Source organism: Bacillus sp. TCT6 (assembly GCF_056033845.1).
Window position 1 is genome coordinate 3,361,214 of the sequence record NZ_JBVYHX010000001.1, and the last position, 18,531, is coordinate 3,379,744.

20 protein-coding genes and 1 pseudogene are annotated in these 18,531 nt (G+C 34.4%); 6 read left to right on the forward strand and 15 right to left on the reverse strand.

Annotated features, from left to right (window positions below; all coding sequences use genetic code 11):
• Positions 1-71 precede the first annotated feature (71 nt).
• Together AC0ONG_RS17005 and AC0ONG_RS17010 are read right to left on the reverse strand one after the other, a co-directional pair.
• Positions 72-308, reverse strand: a pseudogene (locus AC0ONG_RS17005) (amidohydrolase); the annotation flags it as partial.
• Between the two features lie 107 nt (positions 309-415).
• Complete coding sequence (locus tag AC0ONG_RS17010; protein ID WP_001095333.1) at positions 416-1,309, reverse strand: metallophosphoesterase; 894 nt, start codon at positions 1,307-1,309, stop codon at positions 416-418.
• 192 nt (positions 1,310-1,501) lie between these two features.
• Here AC0ONG_RS17010 and AC0ONG_RS17015 point away from each other — a divergent pair, with 192 nt between their 5' ends.
• Complete coding sequence (locus tag AC0ONG_RS17015) at positions 1,502-2,317, forward strand: formate/nitrite transporter family protein (protein ID WP_000110552.1); 816 nt, start codon at positions 1,502-1,504, stop codon at positions 2,315-2,317.
• Between the two features lie 140 nt (positions 2,318-2,457).
• Positions 2,458-2,730, forward strand: coding sequence for an HU family DNA-binding protein (locus AC0ONG_RS17020; protein ID WP_001043904.1), 273 nt, complete (start codon positions 2,458-2,460; stop codon positions 2,728-2,730).
• 19 nt (positions 2,731-2,749) lie between these two features.
• On the opposite strand, the gene AC0ONG_RS17025 is transcribed toward AC0ONG_RS17020, so the two are convergent.
• The 6 genes from AC0ONG_RS17025 to AC0ONG_RS17050 all read right to left on the reverse strand — a co-directional run bounded on the left by AC0ONG_RS17025 (position 2,750) and on the right by AC0ONG_RS17050 (position 8,511).
• Complete coding sequence (locus AC0ONG_RS17025) at positions 2,750-3,229, reverse strand: GNAT family N-acetyltransferase (RefSeq protein ID WP_000910172.1); 480 nt, start codon at positions 3,227-3,229, stop codon at positions 2,750-2,752.
• A gap of 158 nt (positions 3,230-3,387) precedes the next feature.
• On the reverse strand, positions 3,388-5,808 hold the full coding sequence (locus tag AC0ONG_RS17030) for a heavy metal translocating P-type ATPase (RefSeq protein WP_001003184.1): 2,421 nt from the start codon (positions 5,806-5,808) through the stop codon (positions 3,388-3,390).
• Between the two features lie 95 nt (positions 5,809-5,903).
• Entirely contained in the window at positions 5,904-6,110 is a 207-nt protein-coding gene (gene copZ, locus AC0ONG_RS17035; protein ID WP_000436973.1) for a copper chaperone CopZ, read from the reverse strand.
• Between the two features lie 203 nt (positions 6,111-6,313).
• A complete protein-coding gene (locus tag AC0ONG_RS17040; RefSeq protein ID WP_000349643.1) occupies positions 6,314-6,616 on the reverse strand; it encodes a metal-sensing transcriptional repressor in 303 nt (100 codons plus the stop codon).
• Between the two features lie 289 nt (positions 6,617-6,905).
• Positions 6,906-7,133 (reverse strand): hypothetical protein, encoded by a 228-nt coding sequence (locus AC0ONG_RS17045; RefSeq protein WP_000849105.1) that lies wholly within the window; start codon positions 7,131-7,133, stop codon positions 6,906-6,908.
• Positions 7,134-7,440: 307 nt separating this feature from the next.
• On the reverse strand, positions 7,441-8,511 hold the full coding sequence (locus AC0ONG_RS17050; protein ID WP_000544759.1) for a helix-turn-helix transcriptional regulator: 1,071 nt from the start codon (positions 8,509-8,511) through the stop codon (positions 7,441-7,443).
• Positions 8,512-8,599: 88 nt separating this feature from the next.
• Here AC0ONG_RS17050 and AC0ONG_RS17055 point away from each other — a divergent pair, with 88 nt between their 5' ends.
• The gene (locus tag AC0ONG_RS17055; protein ID WP_001104344.1) at positions 8,600-9,289 is read left to right on the forward strand and encodes a class I SAM-dependent methyltransferase; all 690 of its coding nucleotides are present in this window, start codon (positions 8,600-8,602) and stop codon (positions 9,287-9,289) included.
• A gap of 33 nt (positions 9,290-9,322) precedes the next feature.
• Here the strand turns inward: AC0ONG_RS17055 and AC0ONG_RS17060 are convergent, their stop codons facing one another.
• The 6 genes from AC0ONG_RS17060 to AC0ONG_RS17085 form a co-directional block, all read right to left on the reverse strand.
• Entirely contained in the window at positions 9,323-10,141 is an 819-nt protein-coding gene (locus AC0ONG_RS17060; protein ID WP_001098706.1) for an alpha/beta hydrolase, read from the reverse strand.
• Positions 10,142-10,156: 15 nt separating this feature from the next.
• Entirely contained in the window at positions 10,157-10,978 is an 822-nt protein-coding gene (locus AC0ONG_RS17065; protein WP_000025762.1) for an ABC transporter ATP-binding protein, read from the reverse strand.
• A 14-nt stretch (positions 10,979-10,992) separates the two neighbouring features.
• A complete protein-coding gene (locus tag AC0ONG_RS17070; RefSeq protein WP_000920455.1) occupies positions 10,993-12,015 on the reverse strand; it encodes a FecCD family ABC transporter permease in 1,023 nt (340 codons plus the stop codon).
• Positions 12,008-13,015, reverse strand: a complete 1,008-nt coding sequence (locus AC0ONG_RS17075) for a FecCD family ABC transporter permease (protein ID WP_001173054.1) — start codon at positions 13,013-13,015, stop codon at positions 12,008-12,010. Before AC0ONG_RS17075 ends, AC0ONG_RS17070 begins: the two co-directional genes overlap by 8 nt.
• Before the next feature lie 27 nt (positions 13,016-13,042).
• Positions 13,043-14,008: an iron-hydroxamate ABC transporter substrate-binding protein gene (locus tag AC0ONG_RS17080; RefSeq protein WP_001035504.1), complete on the reverse strand. Its 966-nt coding sequence runs from the start codon at positions 14,006-14,008 to the stop codon at positions 13,043-13,045.
• Between the two features lie 301 nt (positions 14,009-14,309).
• Positions 14,310-15,068 carry an exodeoxyribonuclease III gene (locus AC0ONG_RS17085; RefSeq protein WP_000767606.1) on the reverse strand — a complete coding sequence of 253 codons (759 nt, stop codon included), beginning with the start codon at positions 15,066-15,068 and terminating at the stop codon, positions 14,310-14,312.
• A gap of 153 nt (positions 15,069-15,221) precedes the next feature.
• Here AC0ONG_RS17085 and AC0ONG_RS17090 point away from each other — a divergent pair, with 153 nt between their 5' ends.
• Genes AC0ONG_RS17090 through AC0ONG_RS17100 form a run of 3 tightly spaced genes read left to right on the forward strand, consistent with a single transcriptional unit; the run spans position 15,222 to position 17,237 of the window.
• The gene (locus AC0ONG_RS17090) at positions 15,222-15,818 is read left to right on the forward strand and encodes a bifunctional transcriptional activator/DNA repair enzyme AdaA (protein ID WP_000551297.1); all 597 of its coding nucleotides are present in this window, start codon (positions 15,222-15,224) and stop codon (positions 15,816-15,818) included.
• The gene (locus AC0ONG_RS17095; RefSeq protein WP_001089834.1) at positions 15,799-16,329 is read left to right on the forward strand and encodes a methylated-DNA--[protein]-cysteine S-methyltransferase; all 531 of its coding nucleotides are present in this window, start codon (positions 15,799-15,801) and stop codon (positions 16,327-16,329) included. The genes AC0ONG_RS17090 and AC0ONG_RS17095 overlap by 20 nt, the downstream gene beginning before the upstream one ends.
• A complete protein-coding gene (locus AC0ONG_RS17100; RefSeq protein WP_000123502.1) occupies positions 16,326-17,237 on the forward strand; it encodes a DNA-3-methyladenine glycosylase 2 in 912 nt (303 codons plus the stop codon). Before AC0ONG_RS17095 ends, AC0ONG_RS17100 begins: the two co-directional genes overlap by 4 nt.
• Before the next feature lie 38 nt (positions 17,238-17,275).
• Here the strand turns inward: AC0ONG_RS17100 and pepT are convergent, their stop codons facing one another.
• Positions 17,276-18,508 carry a peptidase T gene (pepT, locus tag AC0ONG_RS17105; RefSeq protein WP_000807013.1) on the reverse strand — a complete coding sequence of 411 codons (1,233 nt, stop codon included), beginning with the start codon at positions 18,506-18,508 and terminating at the stop codon, positions 17,276-17,278.
• Positions 18,509-18,531 lie beyond the last annotated feature (23 nt).

Here is an 18,531-nt window from a genome sequence, read left to right on the forward strand (position 1 = left end):
TCTTTTTCATCTCTTACATAACTATTCACAAGACTTAAAAGTAATTTACCACCAATTAACATTGCTTGTTCATCAAAATCAGCACGTAGCGCTATCGTCTTCCCAGGTCTTCCACCTTCAATTACGCCGATTACTCCTCTGCTCCCGATATTTGTTTTCACATCAATATGAAAACTTTTTAAGATTTCAGCTATTTTTCTCGGCGTTTCTATTTCTTGCAACGATAGCTCTGGATATTGATGAAAATCTCTTCGTCATGAAACTATTTGGTTATATAAACTTTCCAATTCTTTATGCCATGTTTCTATCCTAGAAATTCCCCTTTCTTTATTTAACACTTTAAACAAAACTTACATAATATTCAGTATTTAACCATTAAAAAAAGAGAACTTTCTCTAAAAGTCCTCCTACTATTCTAGTCACTATTTTGCTTCAACACAAAAATTGAAAGTTCAGGTACACTCCAAAATCTAACAGGCATCCTAGTAGTCCCAATGCCACGATTTACATATAAATATAACGGCTTACTCTTCCCCTCTACTTCATACATACCTTCAACATAGTTCTCAGCTAGTTTGGTAGTAATTAACGGACCTACAAAAGGAATTTGGACTTGTCCTCCGTGACTATGTCCTGACAGTTGAAGATCAACTGGGTAACGATTGATTTTGGTTACAACATCCGGCTCATGTACTAATAACATGTTGAAATCATTTTGTTTCAAGTTTTTTAAAGTTGAATCTATTTGCGGCTTCCCTAATAGAAAATCATCCAAACCTGATATTGTAATATATTTGCCGTTTTCCACTTTAATTTTCTGCACTTCATTTACTAATACAGAAAAACCAGCTTCCTCCATATATTTTTTGTAAAATAAACTACCGCCCCCGCCCCTATCATGATTCCCAAACACAGCATATTTCCCTAAGGGAGCGTAAATTTTCTGCAAAATAGCCTTCGCTTCTTCTCTTTCCGCACTATAAGACCCAAATTTATCTATTAAATCTCCAGTAAAAACTACTATATCTGGATGTAATTCATTCATCTTCTCCACTAAATGTTCAAGTTGTTTCAGTGTAAACTCTGGTCCTAAATGTACATCTGAAAACTGTAATATTTTTTTATTATTAAATTCTTTAGGAATTGCAGAAGCTTCTATTTCATTCCACGTAACTGTTACTAATTTTCGTTCTATTTCTGTCGCATAATAATACAAACTTACTGGTATCATTAATATACTTATAAAAATAATAATAAATATCTTTACGATTGATTTTTTTCGTTCTTTTTTTACATGATTCGTATTCATGTTTTCACCTCTAGAAACACTTTAAATCCTTATTGTTACATTAATGTGACAACATGAACAATGTTATCAATATGTCGTTCCCTCTCTATTCACTTTGACAATTTTATACAGAAGTCATAACATATTTTTATAATACGTAGATTTTTGAATTTTTTCTATTCATTCCATCATTTTATTACGGAGGGGTTATTCATGTCTGTATTTACACCAGAAGAAATTACGAAACTTGCTGCGAATTCAGGAAGGAAAAAAGGTCATTTATCATTGCTCCCTATGCTAATTCTTGGTTTTTTTGGTGGTGCTTTTATCTCATTAGGGTATTTACTCGATATTCATGTTATTGGGACAATGCCAAAATATTGGGGATCATTTTCTAGTTTTCTAGGCGCTGCTGTATTCCCTATTGGTCTTATTCTCGTTATTCTTGCAGGCGGTGAACTAGTTACTGGTAACATGATGACAGTTTCTATGGCCTGGTTCCAAAAGAAAATTACTTTATTTTATTTCATACGAAATTTAGTTATTGTTACATTTAGCAATTTCATAGGAGCTGTATTCGTAGCCTATTTTTTCGGTCATATCGTCGGCTTAACTGAAGGAGCTTTTTTAGCGAAAACTATTTCTATCGCTCAAGCGAAACTACAAGATACACCATTGCAAGCATTTATTTCTGCAATCGGATGTAATTGGCTCGTTTGTTTAGCTGTTTGGCTCAGTATGGGAAGTAAAGAATTTATCGGAAAGATTATCGGTATTTGGTTCCCAGTTATGACTTTTGTTGCGATTGGATTTCAACACGTTGTAGCCAATATGTTTGTCATCCCAGCTGCGATTTTTGCCGGTCATTTCACTTGGGCTGAATATTTTCCAAACTTTATTTTTGTTTTCTTTGGAAATTTAGTAGGGGGTATGTTATTTGTAGCACTACCTTACTTCATATCTTATAATAAGAAACTACCTTCTCATCAAGAGAAGACTGAAATGAAGAACAAATCTCTATCCGCTTAAATGGAATGTCTATAAAGTGTCCTAAAAAATATTACAAATTTCATTTTTTTTGCGAATATATGTACGTACACTTGTTCTCGAATGTTTTATACGTTATAATAACAACTTAAATAGCATTATTTACATATGAGGTGAAAAACATGAACAAAACAGAATTAATTAAAAACGTAGCACAAAATGCTGAGATTTCTCAAAAAGAAGCTACTGTAGTTGTACAAACTGTAGTAGAATCAATCACTAACACTTTAGCTGCTGGTGAAAAAGTACAACTTATCGGATTCGGTACATTCGAAGTTCGCGAAAGAGCTGCTCGTACAGGCCGTAACCCACAAACTGGTGAAGAAATGCAAATCGCAGCTTCTAAAGTACCTGCTTTCAAAGCTGGTAAAGAACTAAAAGAAGCTGTAAAATAATGAAAAATATCCTTCTCATTTATGAGAAGGATATTTTTTTCATAACATAATTAATAAAAATCTGACCATTATGCTGTTTCTTTTGTTCTTTTATGCAAATAAAACCTTTACTTTTAAAAAAAGGTTTTGCGGTAATGCTCGCCTCTGTATATATCTCCCTATGCCCCAATTTCACTGCTTCTTTTTCTAACATCTGTAGTATGTATGAAGCGACTCTTTTCCCTTGATAATCTTTATGTGTAAATAAACGATCTACGTAATGATCATCGTTATAATCCCCAAATCCCAATATCACACCGTTATGATCCGCTACATAACTAATATTCTTCTCTAAAGACTTTAACCAGCTTTCTCTATCTAGTCGATTTGGTGCCCACGCCTGTAGCTGTAACTCATTATAATCTTTTGCATTAACCGTATGAACTGTCTCATAGAACAATTGTAATACTTGCTCTAAATCTTCTTTCTGAAATGTTCTAACTATAATATCTTTTAACATATATAAGTCTCCTTACCAAACTACCTCTTAACTTTTCTACTACATACGATTCCATATTTCTTCTTTATTATATCGTTTTAATTTCTATACGAACAAAAAAACAATACTTATTCAAAGTATTGTTTTTTAATTCTATTCAATTACTTTAATGTAGCTTTTTAAGACTTTAATTTAACTCTTTGTAATCTTAATGCATTTAATACAACGGATACAGAACTAAATGCCATCGCTGCTCCAGCAACCCAAGGTGCTAAGAAGCCTAATGCCGCGATTGGAATTCCTAACGCGTTATAAGCTAATGCCCAGAATAAATTTTGTTTAATATTTCTTATCGTCATTTTACTCATAAAGATCGCATCAGCAATACTATTTAAATCCCCACGGATTAACGTAATATCTGCCGCTTCCATCGCTACATCCGTTCCTGTTCCAATTGCCATACCGATATCCGCCGTAGCAAGAGCAGGAGCATCATTTATTCCATCTCCAACCATTGCTACTTTCTTACCTTGTGCTTGGAGTTTTTTCACTTCTTCTGCTTTTCCTTCTGGCAATACTTCTGCAATTACGTGATCAATACCAACTTGCTTTGCAATCGCCTGAGCAGTTTGTGTATTATCTCCTGTAATCATCACAACGTCTAGACCCATTTTTTTCAGTCTTGCGATAGCTGCTTTTGAAGTATCTTTCACAGTATCTGCAACGGCAACTATACCGGCATATTCTTTATCGATTGCAATAAGCATTGCTGTTTTTCCTTCTCGTTCTAGCGCTTCCATTGATTTAGAAACTTCTTCAATATCAATATTGAATTCCTTCATTAATCGACGTGTGCCAATTAATAATTGTTTTCCTTCTACAACTGATTCGATACCGAATCCTGGAATCGCTTCAAACGTTTCTGAACTTGGGATATCAATTTTCTTTTCTTTAATTCCTTCTACAATCGCTTCTGCAAGTGGATGTTCAGAATTTCTTTCTGCTGCCCCTACTAAACGTAGTATTTCTTCTTCACGGAATCCATCTGCTACAATTACATCTGTTAACACCGGCTTCCCGTTTGTCACAGTACCTGTTTTATCTAGAATAACTGTATCTAATCGGTGTGTTGCTTCTAAATGCTCCCCGCCCTTAAATAAAATACCATACTCAGCCGATCTTCCTGATCCTGCCATAATAGATGTAGGCGTTGCAAGCCCTAATGCACACGGACAAGCGATAACAAGTACGGCAATCATTTTCTCAAGTGCTCCGCCAAAATCACCAGGTGTAACAAATAGCATCCACACTGCAAATGTGATAATTGCAATCACAACTACAACTGGTACGAAAATACCTGAAATTTGATCTGCTACCCTTTGAATAGGAGCTTTTGAACCTTGAGCCTCTTCTACTACTTTAATAATTTGAGCTAATGCAGTATCTCTGCCTACCTTAGTGGCTTTCACTTTTAAAAACCCATTTTTATTTATTGTAGAACCGATTACTCCATCTCCAATTGTTTTATCAACCGGAATACTTTCGCCTGTTAACATCGATTCATCTATCGCTGACTTTCCTTCTACAATTTCCCCATCTACTGGGATTTTTTCACCAGGCTTTACATAGACGATATCACCAGCTACTACTTCTTCAATCAAAATTTTTATTTCTGTTCCATCTCGCACAACTGTAGCTGTCTTCGCTTGTAAACCCATCAATTTTTTAATCGCTTCTGATGAGCGCCCTTTTGCTTTCGCTTCAAATAATTTACCTAAAATAATTAATGTAATAAGTACCGCACTCGTTTCAAAATATAAATCTGTCATATGTTCCGAAGAACCAATAGATTGAATACTTAAATATACACTATAGAAATAGGCGGCCGACGTTCCAAGCGCCACGAGAACATCCATATTAGCACTTTTATTGCGTAACGCTTTATAAGCCCCAACATAAAACTGTCCACCAATGATAAATTGAACAGGAGTTGCAAGTGTTAGTTGCACCCAAGGGTTCATTAACATATCTGGTAAATAAATAAACGAAGTAAATGAGAAATGACTAACCATTGCCCACAATAATGGGAAAGATAAAATAAACGAAATAATAAACTTCTTCTTTTGTCGCTCAATTTCTTGTAATCGATGATCAGTTGATGCATCTTGATCATCTGGTTTCACTTCTAATTTATATCCTAGCTTCGTAATCACGCTCTTCATTTCATTTACATTAACTTCATCAGGATTAAAGTCTACTGTGGCTGATTCTAAAGCAAAATTTACTGTCGCCTTGTTCACACCATCTAACTTATTTAAACGCTTTTCAACTCTATTTGCACATGCTGCACATGTCATTCCTGAAACAGTAAATTCAGCTTTATCACTTACAATTCCATATCCTAACGATTCAACTTTTTCTTTAAATTGTTGCGGATTTGTTTTAGTTGGATCGTACATTATCTTTGTTTTTTCAAGCGCAAAATTTACATTTGCCTCATGAACACCTTCTACTTTTTTTAGACCTTTTTCAATTCTATTTGCACATGCCGCACATGTCATTCCTGATATTTGAAGATTGGCCTCTTTTTTTTCATTCATGTCTCTCACCTCTATATACCCTTATGAGGTATAATTATTAGCAAAATAAATCGTACTTCATTTAAAGTACGATTTATCTCCATATCTAAAAATAATTATTGAACATCGTATCCTTGATCTTCGATTACAGCAACGATATCTTTTAATGTTACAGCAGACGAATCGATAGTAACTTCAACAGTTCCTTCTGCTAATTGAACCTTCACTTGTTCAACACCGTTTAGCTCTTTCACACTGCTTTCGATAGCATTTACACAATGTCCACAAGACATACCTTCAACTTGTAATGTTAACTGTTCCATTTAAAATCCTCCTCTTGTTTATTCATTGTTTGTTAATCACAATTACATCTTACCATACCCCCCTAAGGTAATCAATGGTTTTATATCATGATTTTTCAATTATTTTCTAAAAGTTTATTTTACACACACTTTTTCACTACAATACACCAAAATCCAATATAAGGGTAAACAAAAAAACAAGCCAGTTAAATACTAGCTTGTTTTTACGCTTTTGAAAAACGTTCAAATACTGTCATTAATTCTTCAATTGCTTCGTCACCATTTCCATTTTTAATAGCTCCTGAAACACAATGACTCGTATGATTTTTGAGAACGCCCATTCCTACTTTTTTCATCGCTGCATTAATCGCTGAAATTTGCACTAAAATATCCACGCAATAACGATCATTTTCAATCATATTTTGAATACCGCGAACCTGTCCTTCAATTCTCTTTAATCTATTTATAATCTGTTCTTTTTCTTTTTCTGATCTATGTGTTACTGCTTCATTCTCTTTATGATCCATATTATCACCTTCTTAAAGTTTCTCTTCATCCAATAAAACAATTGTTTTTATGAGTATACCAATTATAGCATTAAATATCTACGCATGATACCCCATAAGAGTATATTTACACTTTATGCCTATTCTTAACAACTTATTAGCTTCTCAGCCTCAATTATCATGATACCCTTTCCTTTTTTCAAAAAAATAATAAGAGGGGATTATCCATCCCCTCTTATTATTCATCCATAAATACAAAAGTCTCAATTTATACGTGTATAAATTGAGACTTTTTTCCTTCTATATATAATTATTGCTGATCACATACTTTTTCATCATTCACTACTGAAGTTCCTTCCACGGTTACCGTATGAAAACAGTCATTTACACGAACTGTCACAACATTATCTTGCCGATCAATAACATGATATTCATTAAAATTTTTATTCAGAGCACTGCGAATTTGTTCTCCTTCATAAATTGGAATTCCATGTGATAAAACCCAAATAAGCCCAGCGATAGCAAGAATAGTTTTCATACGATCTACCTCCTTGAAAATATAGTGAACTTTTAATCCATGCTTTTGCAGCTCTACGAATCATGATTGGAATGAACTAAGCTTTTTTGGAAATAAGTTCATTTCGTCTATTTTATGTTTATGCTAATTGTGACCGAATTGTGACAACTTTTTGTCTCTTTAGACGAAAAGTTGAAACAAAACGTTCAAAAAGGACAATTCTACATATCAAAAAAGGTTATGGAACGTTTCATCCATAACCTTTTTAAGTCCAATCCTACAACTCATCCACCGTACTTCATGTGATCTTTGTAGAGTTGTTTTATTTTCATTCATTGACATCAAAGCAAAACTTCGAAAATACTTCCCACACAAGTTCATTTCTGCTACTTACCCCAGTCTTTTCAAAAATGGATTTTAAATGATCTTGTACCGTGTATATAGATATACAAAGTTCTTGGGCTAATTCCTTTGTCGACATACCTGTAAGAATTTTACGTATTACTTGCTTCTCACGTATTGTAAAACTATAAGCTTCCATAATAAGTGGAAAAATCTCTTCCGGTCTTGCTCTTTCGAATAGAACAATATAACCACCTTGAAAACTACTTGTACGTTCTAACTTACTAGCCCGAATGATTAAAAAATGGCCATAGGCTAAAGGTAGACAAACGTTTTCTTCTCTATTCATACACCCTACATTATACTCGTTAGCCTTTACTTTCGAACAAACCGCACGTATTGGCCTTGGTATTTCTTTTATATTTAACTGTTCATGCTTTCTAAGATTTGAAAGCCACTCGCTGCCACCTTGATTCCAATATAATACACTAAAATCCTCACTTACTATAATCGTACCTGTGCCTATCACCTTCTCTTCTGAAAAAGGTATAGAAACTGTCTTCTTTAAAGCCTCTCCAGCGATTGGGACTATCGTTGCTAAGTACTTACAATCATCGATATGAAAAGCGGGACTTATACTTCCTCGAAATAAACTAAGATGGCCATAACATTTCCCCTTACTCATACAAACGCCCCTTAATTCATCTCCAAAACTTGCTGGTTTTAAAATATTTCGGTATCTAGAGCTTTTCTTTTGTTCACCATTTGTCGCCATACTTAGAGAAGCAACATGAGGAGAGTGTTCTGTTAAACATTTAAATTTATTAAAATCATCTTCTAAAAATTCATTCATAAACAATTGTGGATGAATCTTTTCAACACTCTCATCGGTAAATGCCCCAGTAGATAAAAAAGAAATTGGGTCTATAGTTGTAAAACAAGCGGCGTCAAAATCAATAACTTTACGTATCAAGTGGAGAAATGACTCTTGAAATGATCTTATAGAACTTATATGATTCGCTACCATTTTAATTTCTTTCATTGTTTTTTCATGCATCCTCTTCCCCCCCAGATTTACGGGATTGTTCCCCTTCATAATTTCATTTCATAATAAACCTATAAAACACATACTTAGGAGGTTAAAAATGAATTGGAATGATACTACCGTAAATTCATATGAACAAAGAATTCCATGTAAAATCCCAGGCTACTACCACCTATATGAAATGATGAACCATTTTTTATTTACTACACTCCCTATAAAAAACATGAATCCAAATTTACTAGTTATAGGTGCTGGTGGCGGACAAGAAATTCTCTCAATAGGCAAACAAAATAACAATTTATCTTTTACAGGGGTCGATCCATCTGAAAGCATGCTACAGTTAGCTAAAAAAAGAATTAAAAACGAAGGCATACAAAACCATGTTCATCTTGTACATGGAACTATCCATACATTATTACCAAATCAGTTATTTGACGCTGCCACCTGTATGCTTGTCCTGCACTTCATTCCAACTAATAAGGAGAAAAAAGAACTTATTAATGATATTAGTAGTCGCCTAAAGCCTGGTGCGCCATTCTTTCTCTCTTCAATAAATGGTGTACCCCATACAAGTATGTTTTCTACACAATTACATGCTTGGCGCAACCATATGATGCAAAATCAAATTCCATTAGAAGATTGGGACCGATTTGAAAATTCTTTTGAAACAGAAATATTTCCTATTTCCGAAGCTAATTTATTAACCATTATGGAGGAATGTGGCTTTACTCAAATGACTCGCTTTTTCACTAGTTTTTTAATTGATGGATACGTTGCCTTTAAACAATAAGGAAAAAAGGTAAGCAATTGCTTACCTTTTTTCCTATACGTAACTAATAAATCTCAATCCTTTACTTAAAGACGTCGGCACAACAGATGCATGATTCTCCCCTTCAGCTTCATAAAACTTAAATTTAAGTTTATCGTGGTTTACTTGGAGAAGGCGCTCTGATAATTCATTTGCACCTACAACCATATGCTCTCGTTCTAGTGACCCAACTGTAAGGAACACTCCTGTTTCAAACTTAGCATTGTTTAATTCATGTATAAGGTTCTCTTCTTTTTCAAGTACAGATTTATTATTCCACCATATAGATGGACTACTAATAAAATAATTTTGAAAAGCATTTAAGTTTGTAAATAGTATATGGAGAGCAAATAGTCCACCTAAAGAATGCCCAAATAACGTTTGCTTACCTTTATCAATCTCAAAATTCTTTTCAATTTGTGGTTTCAGTTCTTCTTCAATAAAAGTAAAGAAATTATGTGCTCCTCCTGTTTTAGGCCACGGTTTACCATCTGGTTTTAAAGGAGCATCTTTTGAAATTACGCTAGGCGTAAAATCATAGCATCTTTCTTCCCCTGAAAATGCGCCTTCAATTGGATAACCCACTCCTACTATAACAGCTGGTGAAACACCGGTTTTTTCCGCTCTTACTGATTGTATTTTAACTGCTTCATGAAATGTTTGAAAAAAGGCATTGCCATCTAATACGTAAATGACAGGATATCCTGAATCCGGTGCTGGTTGCCTCGGCTTTGAAATATGAATTTGATATTCTTTACCTTTTAATTTTGAATACATTTTCCACTGCTCTGTATTAGATGTTATAATCTGCTGTTTTTCAACTGTAGTATTCACCCTATCCCCCCCTTTTTAACTTGTTACATATATTTCGATTTTTTCTTCTTGAGATACAACGCTATCATAACCGAAACAAACAGGAGCCCCGTTATACGGATCAATCATGACACGCGCATCAATATGAAATACTTCTTTTAACACTTCATTTGTAATGATTTCTTCTGGGCTACCAGTTATAACAATTTCTCCTTCCTTCATTGCAATAATTTCATCTGAAAACCTTGCTGCATGATTAATATCATGTAATACCATAACAACCGTACAATTATGTTCTTTATTTAACTTCTCCACAATTTGTAATACATCTAATTGATGAGACATATCAAGGTATGTAGTTGGCTCATCTAATAGCAACACTTCTGTCTCTTGTGCTAATGCCATCGCTAGCCATACCTTTTGTCTTTGACCGCCCGATAAATTTGCAATTTGTCTCGTCCGAAATTCAGAAGTTTTCGTTATATCTAATGCCCAATCAATCATTTCTTTATCTTTTGTCGTTAACTTATTTACGTTATTTCGATGTGGATAGCGTCCATAAGAAATTAATTCTTCCACTTTAAGTTCACCTGGTGCAATTGGCGTTTGCGGGAGTAAAGCTAACTGCTTCGCAATTTCTTTCGTTGGAATTGTATGTAAATCTTGCCCTTGCAAATATACTTTTCCGCTTTTTTGTTTTAAAATTCTTCCCATTGTTTTTAACAATGTCGATTTACCGCAACCGTTTGGACCTATAATTGTCGTTACTTTTCCTTCTTGTATTTCCACATTTAAATCGCGAAACACTGTAAGCTTTTCATAACTTGTTTCTAAATTTTTTGCACTTAAAATACTCACTTTTATTCCTCCTCTTACGCTTTCGCCTTATAAAGTAAATATAAGAAATACGGTACACCGACAATAGAAATAACGATTCCAACTGGTAGCTCTACAGGTGTGAAAACTGTTTTCGCAATAAAGTCTGAAGCAATTACAAGAAACATTCCTATTACGCCGCACGTAGGAATTATATACTTATGTTGAATACCGACAAGTCTTTTCGCTATATGCGGTGCCATTAGTCCAATAAAACCGATACTCCCTGAAACAGCAACACATGCGCTCACAAGTCCGATACTACTTAACAGTAAAATCGATTTCTCTCTTTCTACTGAAACACCTAAACTTGTAATACTCGTTTCTTCCAATTGAAATAAATCTAATAAATAAGCTTTCTTTTGTATAAGCGGAATTAAGATAATAAGCCATGGTAACATAGCCACAATATACTTCCAGTTTGCACTATATATACTTCCAGACACCCACACTGCAGCCATCTCGAAATCGGTTGACTTCATTTTGAGTGATAAATACATAGAGAATGCTCCAAACCCTGAACCGATTGCAATCCCTGTTAATAACAGTCGTTGCGAATCTAACTTACCGTTTTTCCAAGAAAACAAATAAATGATTAGCGCTGCACCTAATCCACCTATTAAACCAAACATAGGCATCATCATTATAGAAATCCAATCTGTGCTCTTTAGTTGCCCTTGAAAGAAAAACATAAAAATAACGATGGCTGTTCCTGCTCCGGCGTTTACGCCTAAAATACCTGGGTCTGCCAATCCATTTCTTGTAATCCCTTGAATAACGGCACCCGCAACACCAAGGCCTAATCCTACTAATCCAGCAATTACAATACGCGGAAGGCGAAACTCAAAAATAACTAAATCATGTTCTGGTACTGGATCAATTCTAAAAAGTGTTTTAAATACATCTGTAATCGTAATATCAAACGTACCATTCGTTAAACTAATGTAAATGGCACATAGTATTAAAAATACAATAATCCCCATCGTCATTCCAAAACGTTGACTTGAACTTTTAAGCATGTCTCTCTCCTCCTCTTGTACGAATTAAATAAAGGAAGAAAGGAATTCCAATTAAAGATGTTACGACTCCAATTGGCGTTTCAAATGGATAATTTACAAATCTACTTAAAACATCACATAACGCTAAGAAAACGCCACCAATAACGCCTGCACATGGCAAAATCCACTTATAATCTACCCCAATTATAAAGCGAGTAATGTGCGGAATAATTAAACCTACAAAACCAACTTTCCCCACTAAAGCAACTGCTGTTCCTGTTAAAAAGATAACTGATAAAATTGCCATCGCTTTAACTAGTTTTGTACGCTGCCCTAAATTAATAGAAACCTCTTCGCCTAATGAAAGAATGGTAATAGATTTTGATATTAACAGCGCTAAAATTATTCCAATTATCCCAAACGGTATCGTGATTTTAATGATATTAGGATCTACTTGATCTAATTTTGCATTAAACCAAAAACTAACATTTTGAGAAATTTGAAAATATGAAGCCATTGCAGCCGATACACTGCTTAAAAATGTTCCAATAACTGTCCCTATAATCGCTAACCTAACTGGTGATAAGCCATTTTGAAGGAGCGAACCAAAACCAAACACGATACCGGCTCCTAGTGCAGAACCAATCATTGAACATAAAACCATACCAATTGATGACATTCCCGGAAGAAAGATCATACAAAGTGTAATAACAAAGGCAGCGCCATCCGTCACACCCATAATAGAAGGGGATGCAAGATAGTTTCTTGTCATCCCCTGCATAAGTGCTCCTGATATGGCTAGAAATGCTCCGACTAAAAGAGCTGCAACTACCCTTGGTAAACGTGAAGTAATAATAATATTATGATTTACATCGCTTGAATCAAAATGAAATAATGCGTTCCACACTGTTTCAGCATCAATACTTTTCGCCCCATACAAAATCGAAAGTATAACTGTAAATAAGATGAGTATGGGTGCTATACATAATATGGTTACTGGTACTGCATTTGTTTTCTGCATATCATTCAACGCACCTTACTTATTGTATTATTTAGATAAATTTTTCACTGCTTCTTTTAAGAATGCTGTTTTACTCCAAGCAGTACCACCTTGTGCCATTGGATCTACAACATTTACAAATACTTTCTTTTCCTTCGCAGCATTCATACTTTGCCAAATTGGATTACTTTCAATTTCTTCTAACACTTTCGGGTTTTTATTTTCACTTGCCTCATATTGTAAGAAAATATAATCTGGGTTAAGTTCAGCAAGTTTTTCAAATGAAATTTTCTCTTGTGCTTTTACAGTTTTCAATTGTTCTGGAGCAGTTAGTCCAAGATCTTTATAAATTACAGGGTTGAAGTATACTCCATCTGGATATAAGAATAATTCGTTTGCTCTTAATCTAATGACAAGTACTTTTTTATCTTTTAACTTATCTCCTAGTTTTGCTTTTGCTTTTTCAGCGTCCGAATTGTAGTCTTTAATAATTTTTTCTGCTTTATCTTTTTTACCAGTTAATTCTCCCATTAACTTTAAGTTATCTTCCCAATTTGTTGAAACGTGTGATACCGGGAATGTAGGAGCCACTTTCGTAAACTTTTCAGCTGTTTCTGCTGGGAATTTCGTACTCGATGTAATAACATCTGGTTTTAATTGTAGTAATGTTTCGAAATTTGGTTGCATTTTCTCACCAACAGATTTCGCACCTTCTAACTCTTTTTCAAGGTATTTTGGTAATTTACCACCTACAGTAATGGCACCAACTGGTTTAATTCCAAGTACCGCCGCATCTTCCATTGACTCTAAACTAGCTGTCGCAATTTTATCTACTTTTGCTGGCACTGTATATTCTTTACCTAAATATGTAATTTTTCGTTTTTCATCTTTTTTCGTTTCCGTAGCTTTTGTCTGTTGTTTTTGCTCGCCTGAAGTTTTATCCGCACTATTACATGCCGCTAAACCTACACTTAAAACTGTAACCATCCCTAAAGTAAATAATTTCTTGTTCATCTTTATATGTCTCCTCTCGAATTTTCAAACTATATTCTCAATAAAATTTAACTATATGAACCTTGTCTCAAATATATATTTCATTAGATTAATAATTTTATCCAGAACTCATTCACGTTCACTTCCCCTAGACTATAATTCTTTTACACCTTCATCACTTGATAACCGTTTCTACTGATAATGATTATCGTTACTAAGTATATATTTAATATGAAATTATTTCAAGAATGATTTGAAAAATTTTAACAAACTGAATTAAAAAAAGAAGTATCCGCCTGATTTTAGGGAGATACTTCTTTTTTTAGAAATTTATATGTAATTCAACTGGACAATGGTCTGATCCCATTACTTCACTATTAATTTTCGCTTCTGTTATTTGGTCTTTCATTCTTTCCGAAACAACAAAATAATCTAAACGCCATCCGATATTTTTCGCTCTCGCGCCCATACGATACGACCACCACGAGTATGCACCTTCTTGATCAGAATAAAGGTAACGATACGTATCAATAAATCCTTCTTCTAAAATACATGTAAATTTCTCTCGTTCCTCATCGGAGAATCCAGGGTTTTTACGATTACTTTTTGGATTTTTCAAATCGATTTCTTTATGAGCAACATTTAGGTCTCCACAAAAAATAACTGGTTTTTTCTCATCTAATCGTTTGATATAGGATCTGAAATCATCTTCCCATTTCATTCTGTAATCTAATCGTTCTAATCCACGTTTTGAATTTGGTGTATATAACGTGATCATGTAAAAATCTTCGAATTCTAATGTAATAAGTCGCCCTTCTTGATCATGCTCTTCAATTTCTAAGCCGTATGTAACAGAAAGCGGTTCTTTTTTTGTAAAAATAGCCGTTCCCGAATACCCTTTTTTCACAGCGTAATTCCAGTATGTATAATATCCCTCTAGATTTAAATCAATTTGGCCACTTTGCAATTTAATCTCTTGCAGACAAAATATATCTGCATTAGATTCTTCGAGATATTCTAAAAATCCACCCTTTGCAATAACTGCACGTAAACCATTTACATTCCATGAAATTAACTTCACTTATAGTCCTCCTCTTGATGTTCACTTTCAAAGTTCATGCTATCACAAAATAGAAAAACAATCATATGTTCATCTTTGTAATCTTGCTCTTACATTTGTAAATACGTACATACGCACTTTATTCAGGTTATACTACTTTCAGAGGTGATGTTTTTGCACAATGAAGGGTTAACATTAACGAGTGAGTATTGGCATGCAATTATTCATAATGATTCTTCCTATGATAGCAAATTCTTTTATGCTGTGAAATCAACTGGAATCTTTTGCAGGCCATCATGCAAATCAAGAATACCGAATAGAAACAATGTACGAATTTTTCATCATGCAGAACAAGCATTAAGTGAAAACTTTCGCCCGTGCAAACGTTGTAAGCCAAACGGGATCACTTTACCTAATGAAGAGTGGGTAGAACAAATTAAAGACTATATCGAAAAGCATTATGACGAATCCTTAACTCTCGACATGCTTGCGGAAATGTGTCACGGTAGCCCTTTTCATTTACAGCGTACTTTCAAAAGAATAATAGGGCTAACTCCTATAGAATATATACAACAATTCAGGGTTCTTAAAGCAACCGAATACCTTTTACACACAAATCAATCTATTAAAGAAATTAGTACTGCTGTCGGGATAGAAAACCCAGAGTATTTCGCAACTTTATTTAAAAAGAAAACCGGATTTACTCCTACTGAATATCGAGAAAAGAACGAAATGAAAGAGGGATACGATAATGAATTCCTACAAAAATAATTATATATATTGGACGCTACTTACACATAAAAATTGGCGATTTCATATTGCTGCAACTGAAAATGGACTATGTTTCATTGGATCACAAGACGAAAACTTTGAAGAATTAAATATATGGGCTAGAAAAAAACTGCCCCAACATATATTGATCCATAGTCCAGATTACTTGCAAATATATACGAAAGAAATTATCGAATATTTAGAAAGCAAGCGAGAAACTTTTACATTCCCTATCGATGCTTATGGAACTAATTTTCAATCATCTGTTTGGAATGCGGTACGTGAAATTCCTTATGGAAAGACCTATTCTTATACAGAAATTGCTGAAAGAATTCAAAAACCTAAAGCTGTGCGCGCCGTTGCTTCTGCTATTGCTGCTAACCCTCTTCTTATTACCATTCCTTGTCACCGCGTTATTGGGAAGAATGGGAAACTAACCGGATTTAGGGGTGGATTAGAAATGAAGAAAAAATTGCTTACATTAGAAAAATTGCAGGTGGAATTCATATGACAGCAGAATATAATAGCGCATTATCTATAGCAGTTCCAAAAGAATTTTGTTTCCAAGAAAATTTACGTTATCTATCACGTTCTAACAATGAATGTATGTTCCATATTGAAGATAACAAAATTTATAAAGTTATCCCTGTTCAAGATGTAAATCCTTTAGTTGAAATTAGTGTGAATACAGATGGCAATATTCAAATACTTTGTTTAGAAGAATCATACACATCTGAAAAATCGATACGTGAAGCTGTAGCTAACTATGTAAAAGAATGGTTTGATTTAACTACTGATTTAGCCCCCTTTTATACATTAGCTAAACATGATTTACTCCTTCAAGGACCAATTGAACAATATTATGGCCTTCGTACTTTAGGTATTCCAGACTTATTTGAGGCACTTTCCTGGGGAATTATCGGTCAACAAATTAACCTATCATATGCTTATACGCTAAAAAGAAGATTAGTTGAGCAATTTGGAAGTTATGTAGAATGGGACGGTAGAAAGCATTGGATATTCCCATCACCTGAAACAATTGCAAATCTACATGTAGAAGATCTCCAACAATTAAAAATGACGACTAGAAAATGTGAATATTTAATCGGTATTGCGAAGCTTATTACAGAGGGAAAACTATCAAAAGAGGATTTACTGCAAACACAAGATGTAAAGGTTGCTGAGAAACAATTAACCGCTATCCATGGTATAGGCCCATGGACTGCCAACTATGTTTTAATGCGTTGTTTAAGATTTCCTTCAGCTTTTCCAATTGATGATGTTGGTCTGCATAATGCAATTAAATTTATAACAGGTTCCGAAAATAAACCGACTAAAAATGAAATAAAAGATTTCGCGGCAAACTGGGCTAATTGGGAGTCTTATGCAACTTTTTATTTATGGCGAGTACTATATTAAAAGAACCAAGTAGCACATTCGTACTACTTGGTTCTTTTTTAAGCTTGCTCCTCAAAACGTCTTGCAATTTCTACAATAACTTGAACGGCTTTTTCCATATTATCTACCGAAACATACTCAAATTTACCGTGATAGTTTTCACCACCAGTGAAAATATTCGGCGTCGGTAATCCCATATATGATAATTGTGATCCATCTGTGCCTCCGCGAATCGGATGAATATTTGGTTCAATGTCTAAACTTTTCATTGCTTCATATGCAATATCAACAATTTCTCTTACCGGTTCAATTTTTTCAAGCATGTTATAGTATTGATCATTCATTTCTAAGACGACTGCATCTTCACCATACTTTTCTTGCATATTCTTCACAATATTTTTAACGTTATTTTTACGTGCCTCAAAATTTTCACGATCAAAGTCTCGAACAATATAATACGCTTTACTTTGCTCAACATCACCATTTAAAGAAAGTAAATGATAGAATCCTTCATAGCCTTCTGTATATTCTGGCGCCTCTTCTACTGGTAAATGCCCATTAAACTCCATAGCCAGTTTAGTTGCATTGCGCATTTTATTTTTCGCTGTTCCAGGATGTGTATTCGTTCCGTTAAACGTTAACTTAGCACCTGCAGCATTAAAACTTTCATACTCTAAACCACCTAATGGACCTCCATCCATCGTATAAGCGAATGATGCACCAAACGCTTCTACATCAAAATGCGCTGGCCCACGACCAATTTCTTCATCCGGTGTAAATGCTACTCTTATTTTCCCGTGCTTAATTTGCGGATTATGTATTAAATGGTTCATTGCAACCATAATTTCTGTAAGACCAGCTTTATCATCTGCTCCTAGAAGTGTTGTACCATCAGTTGTAATAATGGTATGCCCTTTATATGATGGTAATTCCGGGAACTGCTCTGGTGTTAACACAACATTTAGCTCTTCATTTAACGTAATTGCATTACCATCAAAATTTTCATGAATTTGTGGCTTGACGTTTTTCCCTGTAAAGTCTGTTGCCGTATCTAAATGAGCTAAAAATCCGATTACAGGAACATCCTTGTCCGTATTAGCTGGAAGTGTTGCCATTACATAGCCATTATCATCCATCGTTACTTCTGTTAACCCAATTTCTTTTAGCTCTTCCACTAATAACTTACCAAACTCAATTTGTCCTGGTGTTGTTGGTACTGTATGGCTTTCTTCATTTGATTGCGTATCAATTTTTACATATCTCGTAAATCTTTCAATAAGTTCTTGTTTCAAGTTCATTCACTCCCTTTTACGTT

Bases quoted from the DNA above. Each gene is read 5' to 3' on its own strand.
- AC0ONG_RS17040 (WP_000349643.1), bottom strand. From the start codon at position 6,616: ATGGATCATAAAGAGAATGAAGCAGTAACACATAGATCAGAAAAAGAA.
- AC0ONG_RS17055 (WP_001104344.1), top strand. From the start codon at position 8,600: ATGAATTGGAATGATACTACCGTAAATTCATATGAACAAAGAATTCCA.
- AC0ONG_RS17010 (WP_001095333.1), bottom strand. From the start codon at position 1,309: ATGAATACGAATCATGTAAAAAAAGAACGAAAAAAATCAATCGTAAAG.
- copZ (WP_000436973.1), bottom strand. From the start codon at position 6,110: ATGGAACAGTTAACATTACAAGTTGAAGGTATGTCTTGTGGACATTGT.
- AC0ONG_RS17080 (WP_001035504.1), bottom strand. From the start codon at position 14,008: ATGAACAAGAAATTATTTACTTTAGGGATGGTTACAGTTTTAAGTGTA.
- AC0ONG_RS17025 (WP_000910172.1), bottom strand. From the start codon at position 3,229: ATGTTAAAAGATATTATAGTTAGAACATTTCAGAAAGAAGATTTAGAG.
- AC0ONG_RS17070 (WP_000920455.1), bottom strand. From the start codon at position 12,015: ATGCTTAAAAGTTCAAGTCAACGTTTTGGAATGACGATGGGGATTATT.
- AC0ONG_RS17045 (WP_000849105.1), bottom strand. From the start codon at position 7,133: ATGAAAACTATTCTTGCTATCGCTGGGCTTATTTGGGTTTTATCACAT.
- AC0ONG_RS17100 (WP_000123502.1), top strand. From the start codon at position 16,326: ATGACAGCAGAATATAATAGCGCATTATCTATAGCAGTTCCAAAAGAA.
- AC0ONG_RS17020 (WP_001043904.1), top strand. From the start codon at position 2,458: ATGAACAAAACAGAATTAATTAAAAACGTAGCACAAAATGCTGAGATT.
- AC0ONG_RS17030 (WP_001003184.1), bottom strand. From the start codon at position 5,808: ATGAATGAAAAAAAAGAGGCCAATCTTCAAATATCAGGAATGACATGT.
- AC0ONG_RS17015 (WP_000110552.1), top strand. From the start codon at position 1,502: ATGTCTGTATTTACACCAGAAGAAATTACGAAACTTGCTGCGAATTCA.
- AC0ONG_RS17075 (WP_001173054.1), bottom strand. From the start codon at position 13,015: ATGCAGAAAACAAATGCAGTACCAGTAACCATATTATGTATAGCACCC.
- AC0ONG_RS17050 (WP_000544759.1), bottom strand. From the start codon at position 8,511: ATGCATGAAAAAACAATGAAAGAAATTAAAATGGTAGCGAATCATATA.
- AC0ONG_RS17095 (WP_001089834.1), top strand. From the start codon at position 15,799: ATGAATTCCTACAAAAATAATTATATATATTGGACGCTACTTACACAT.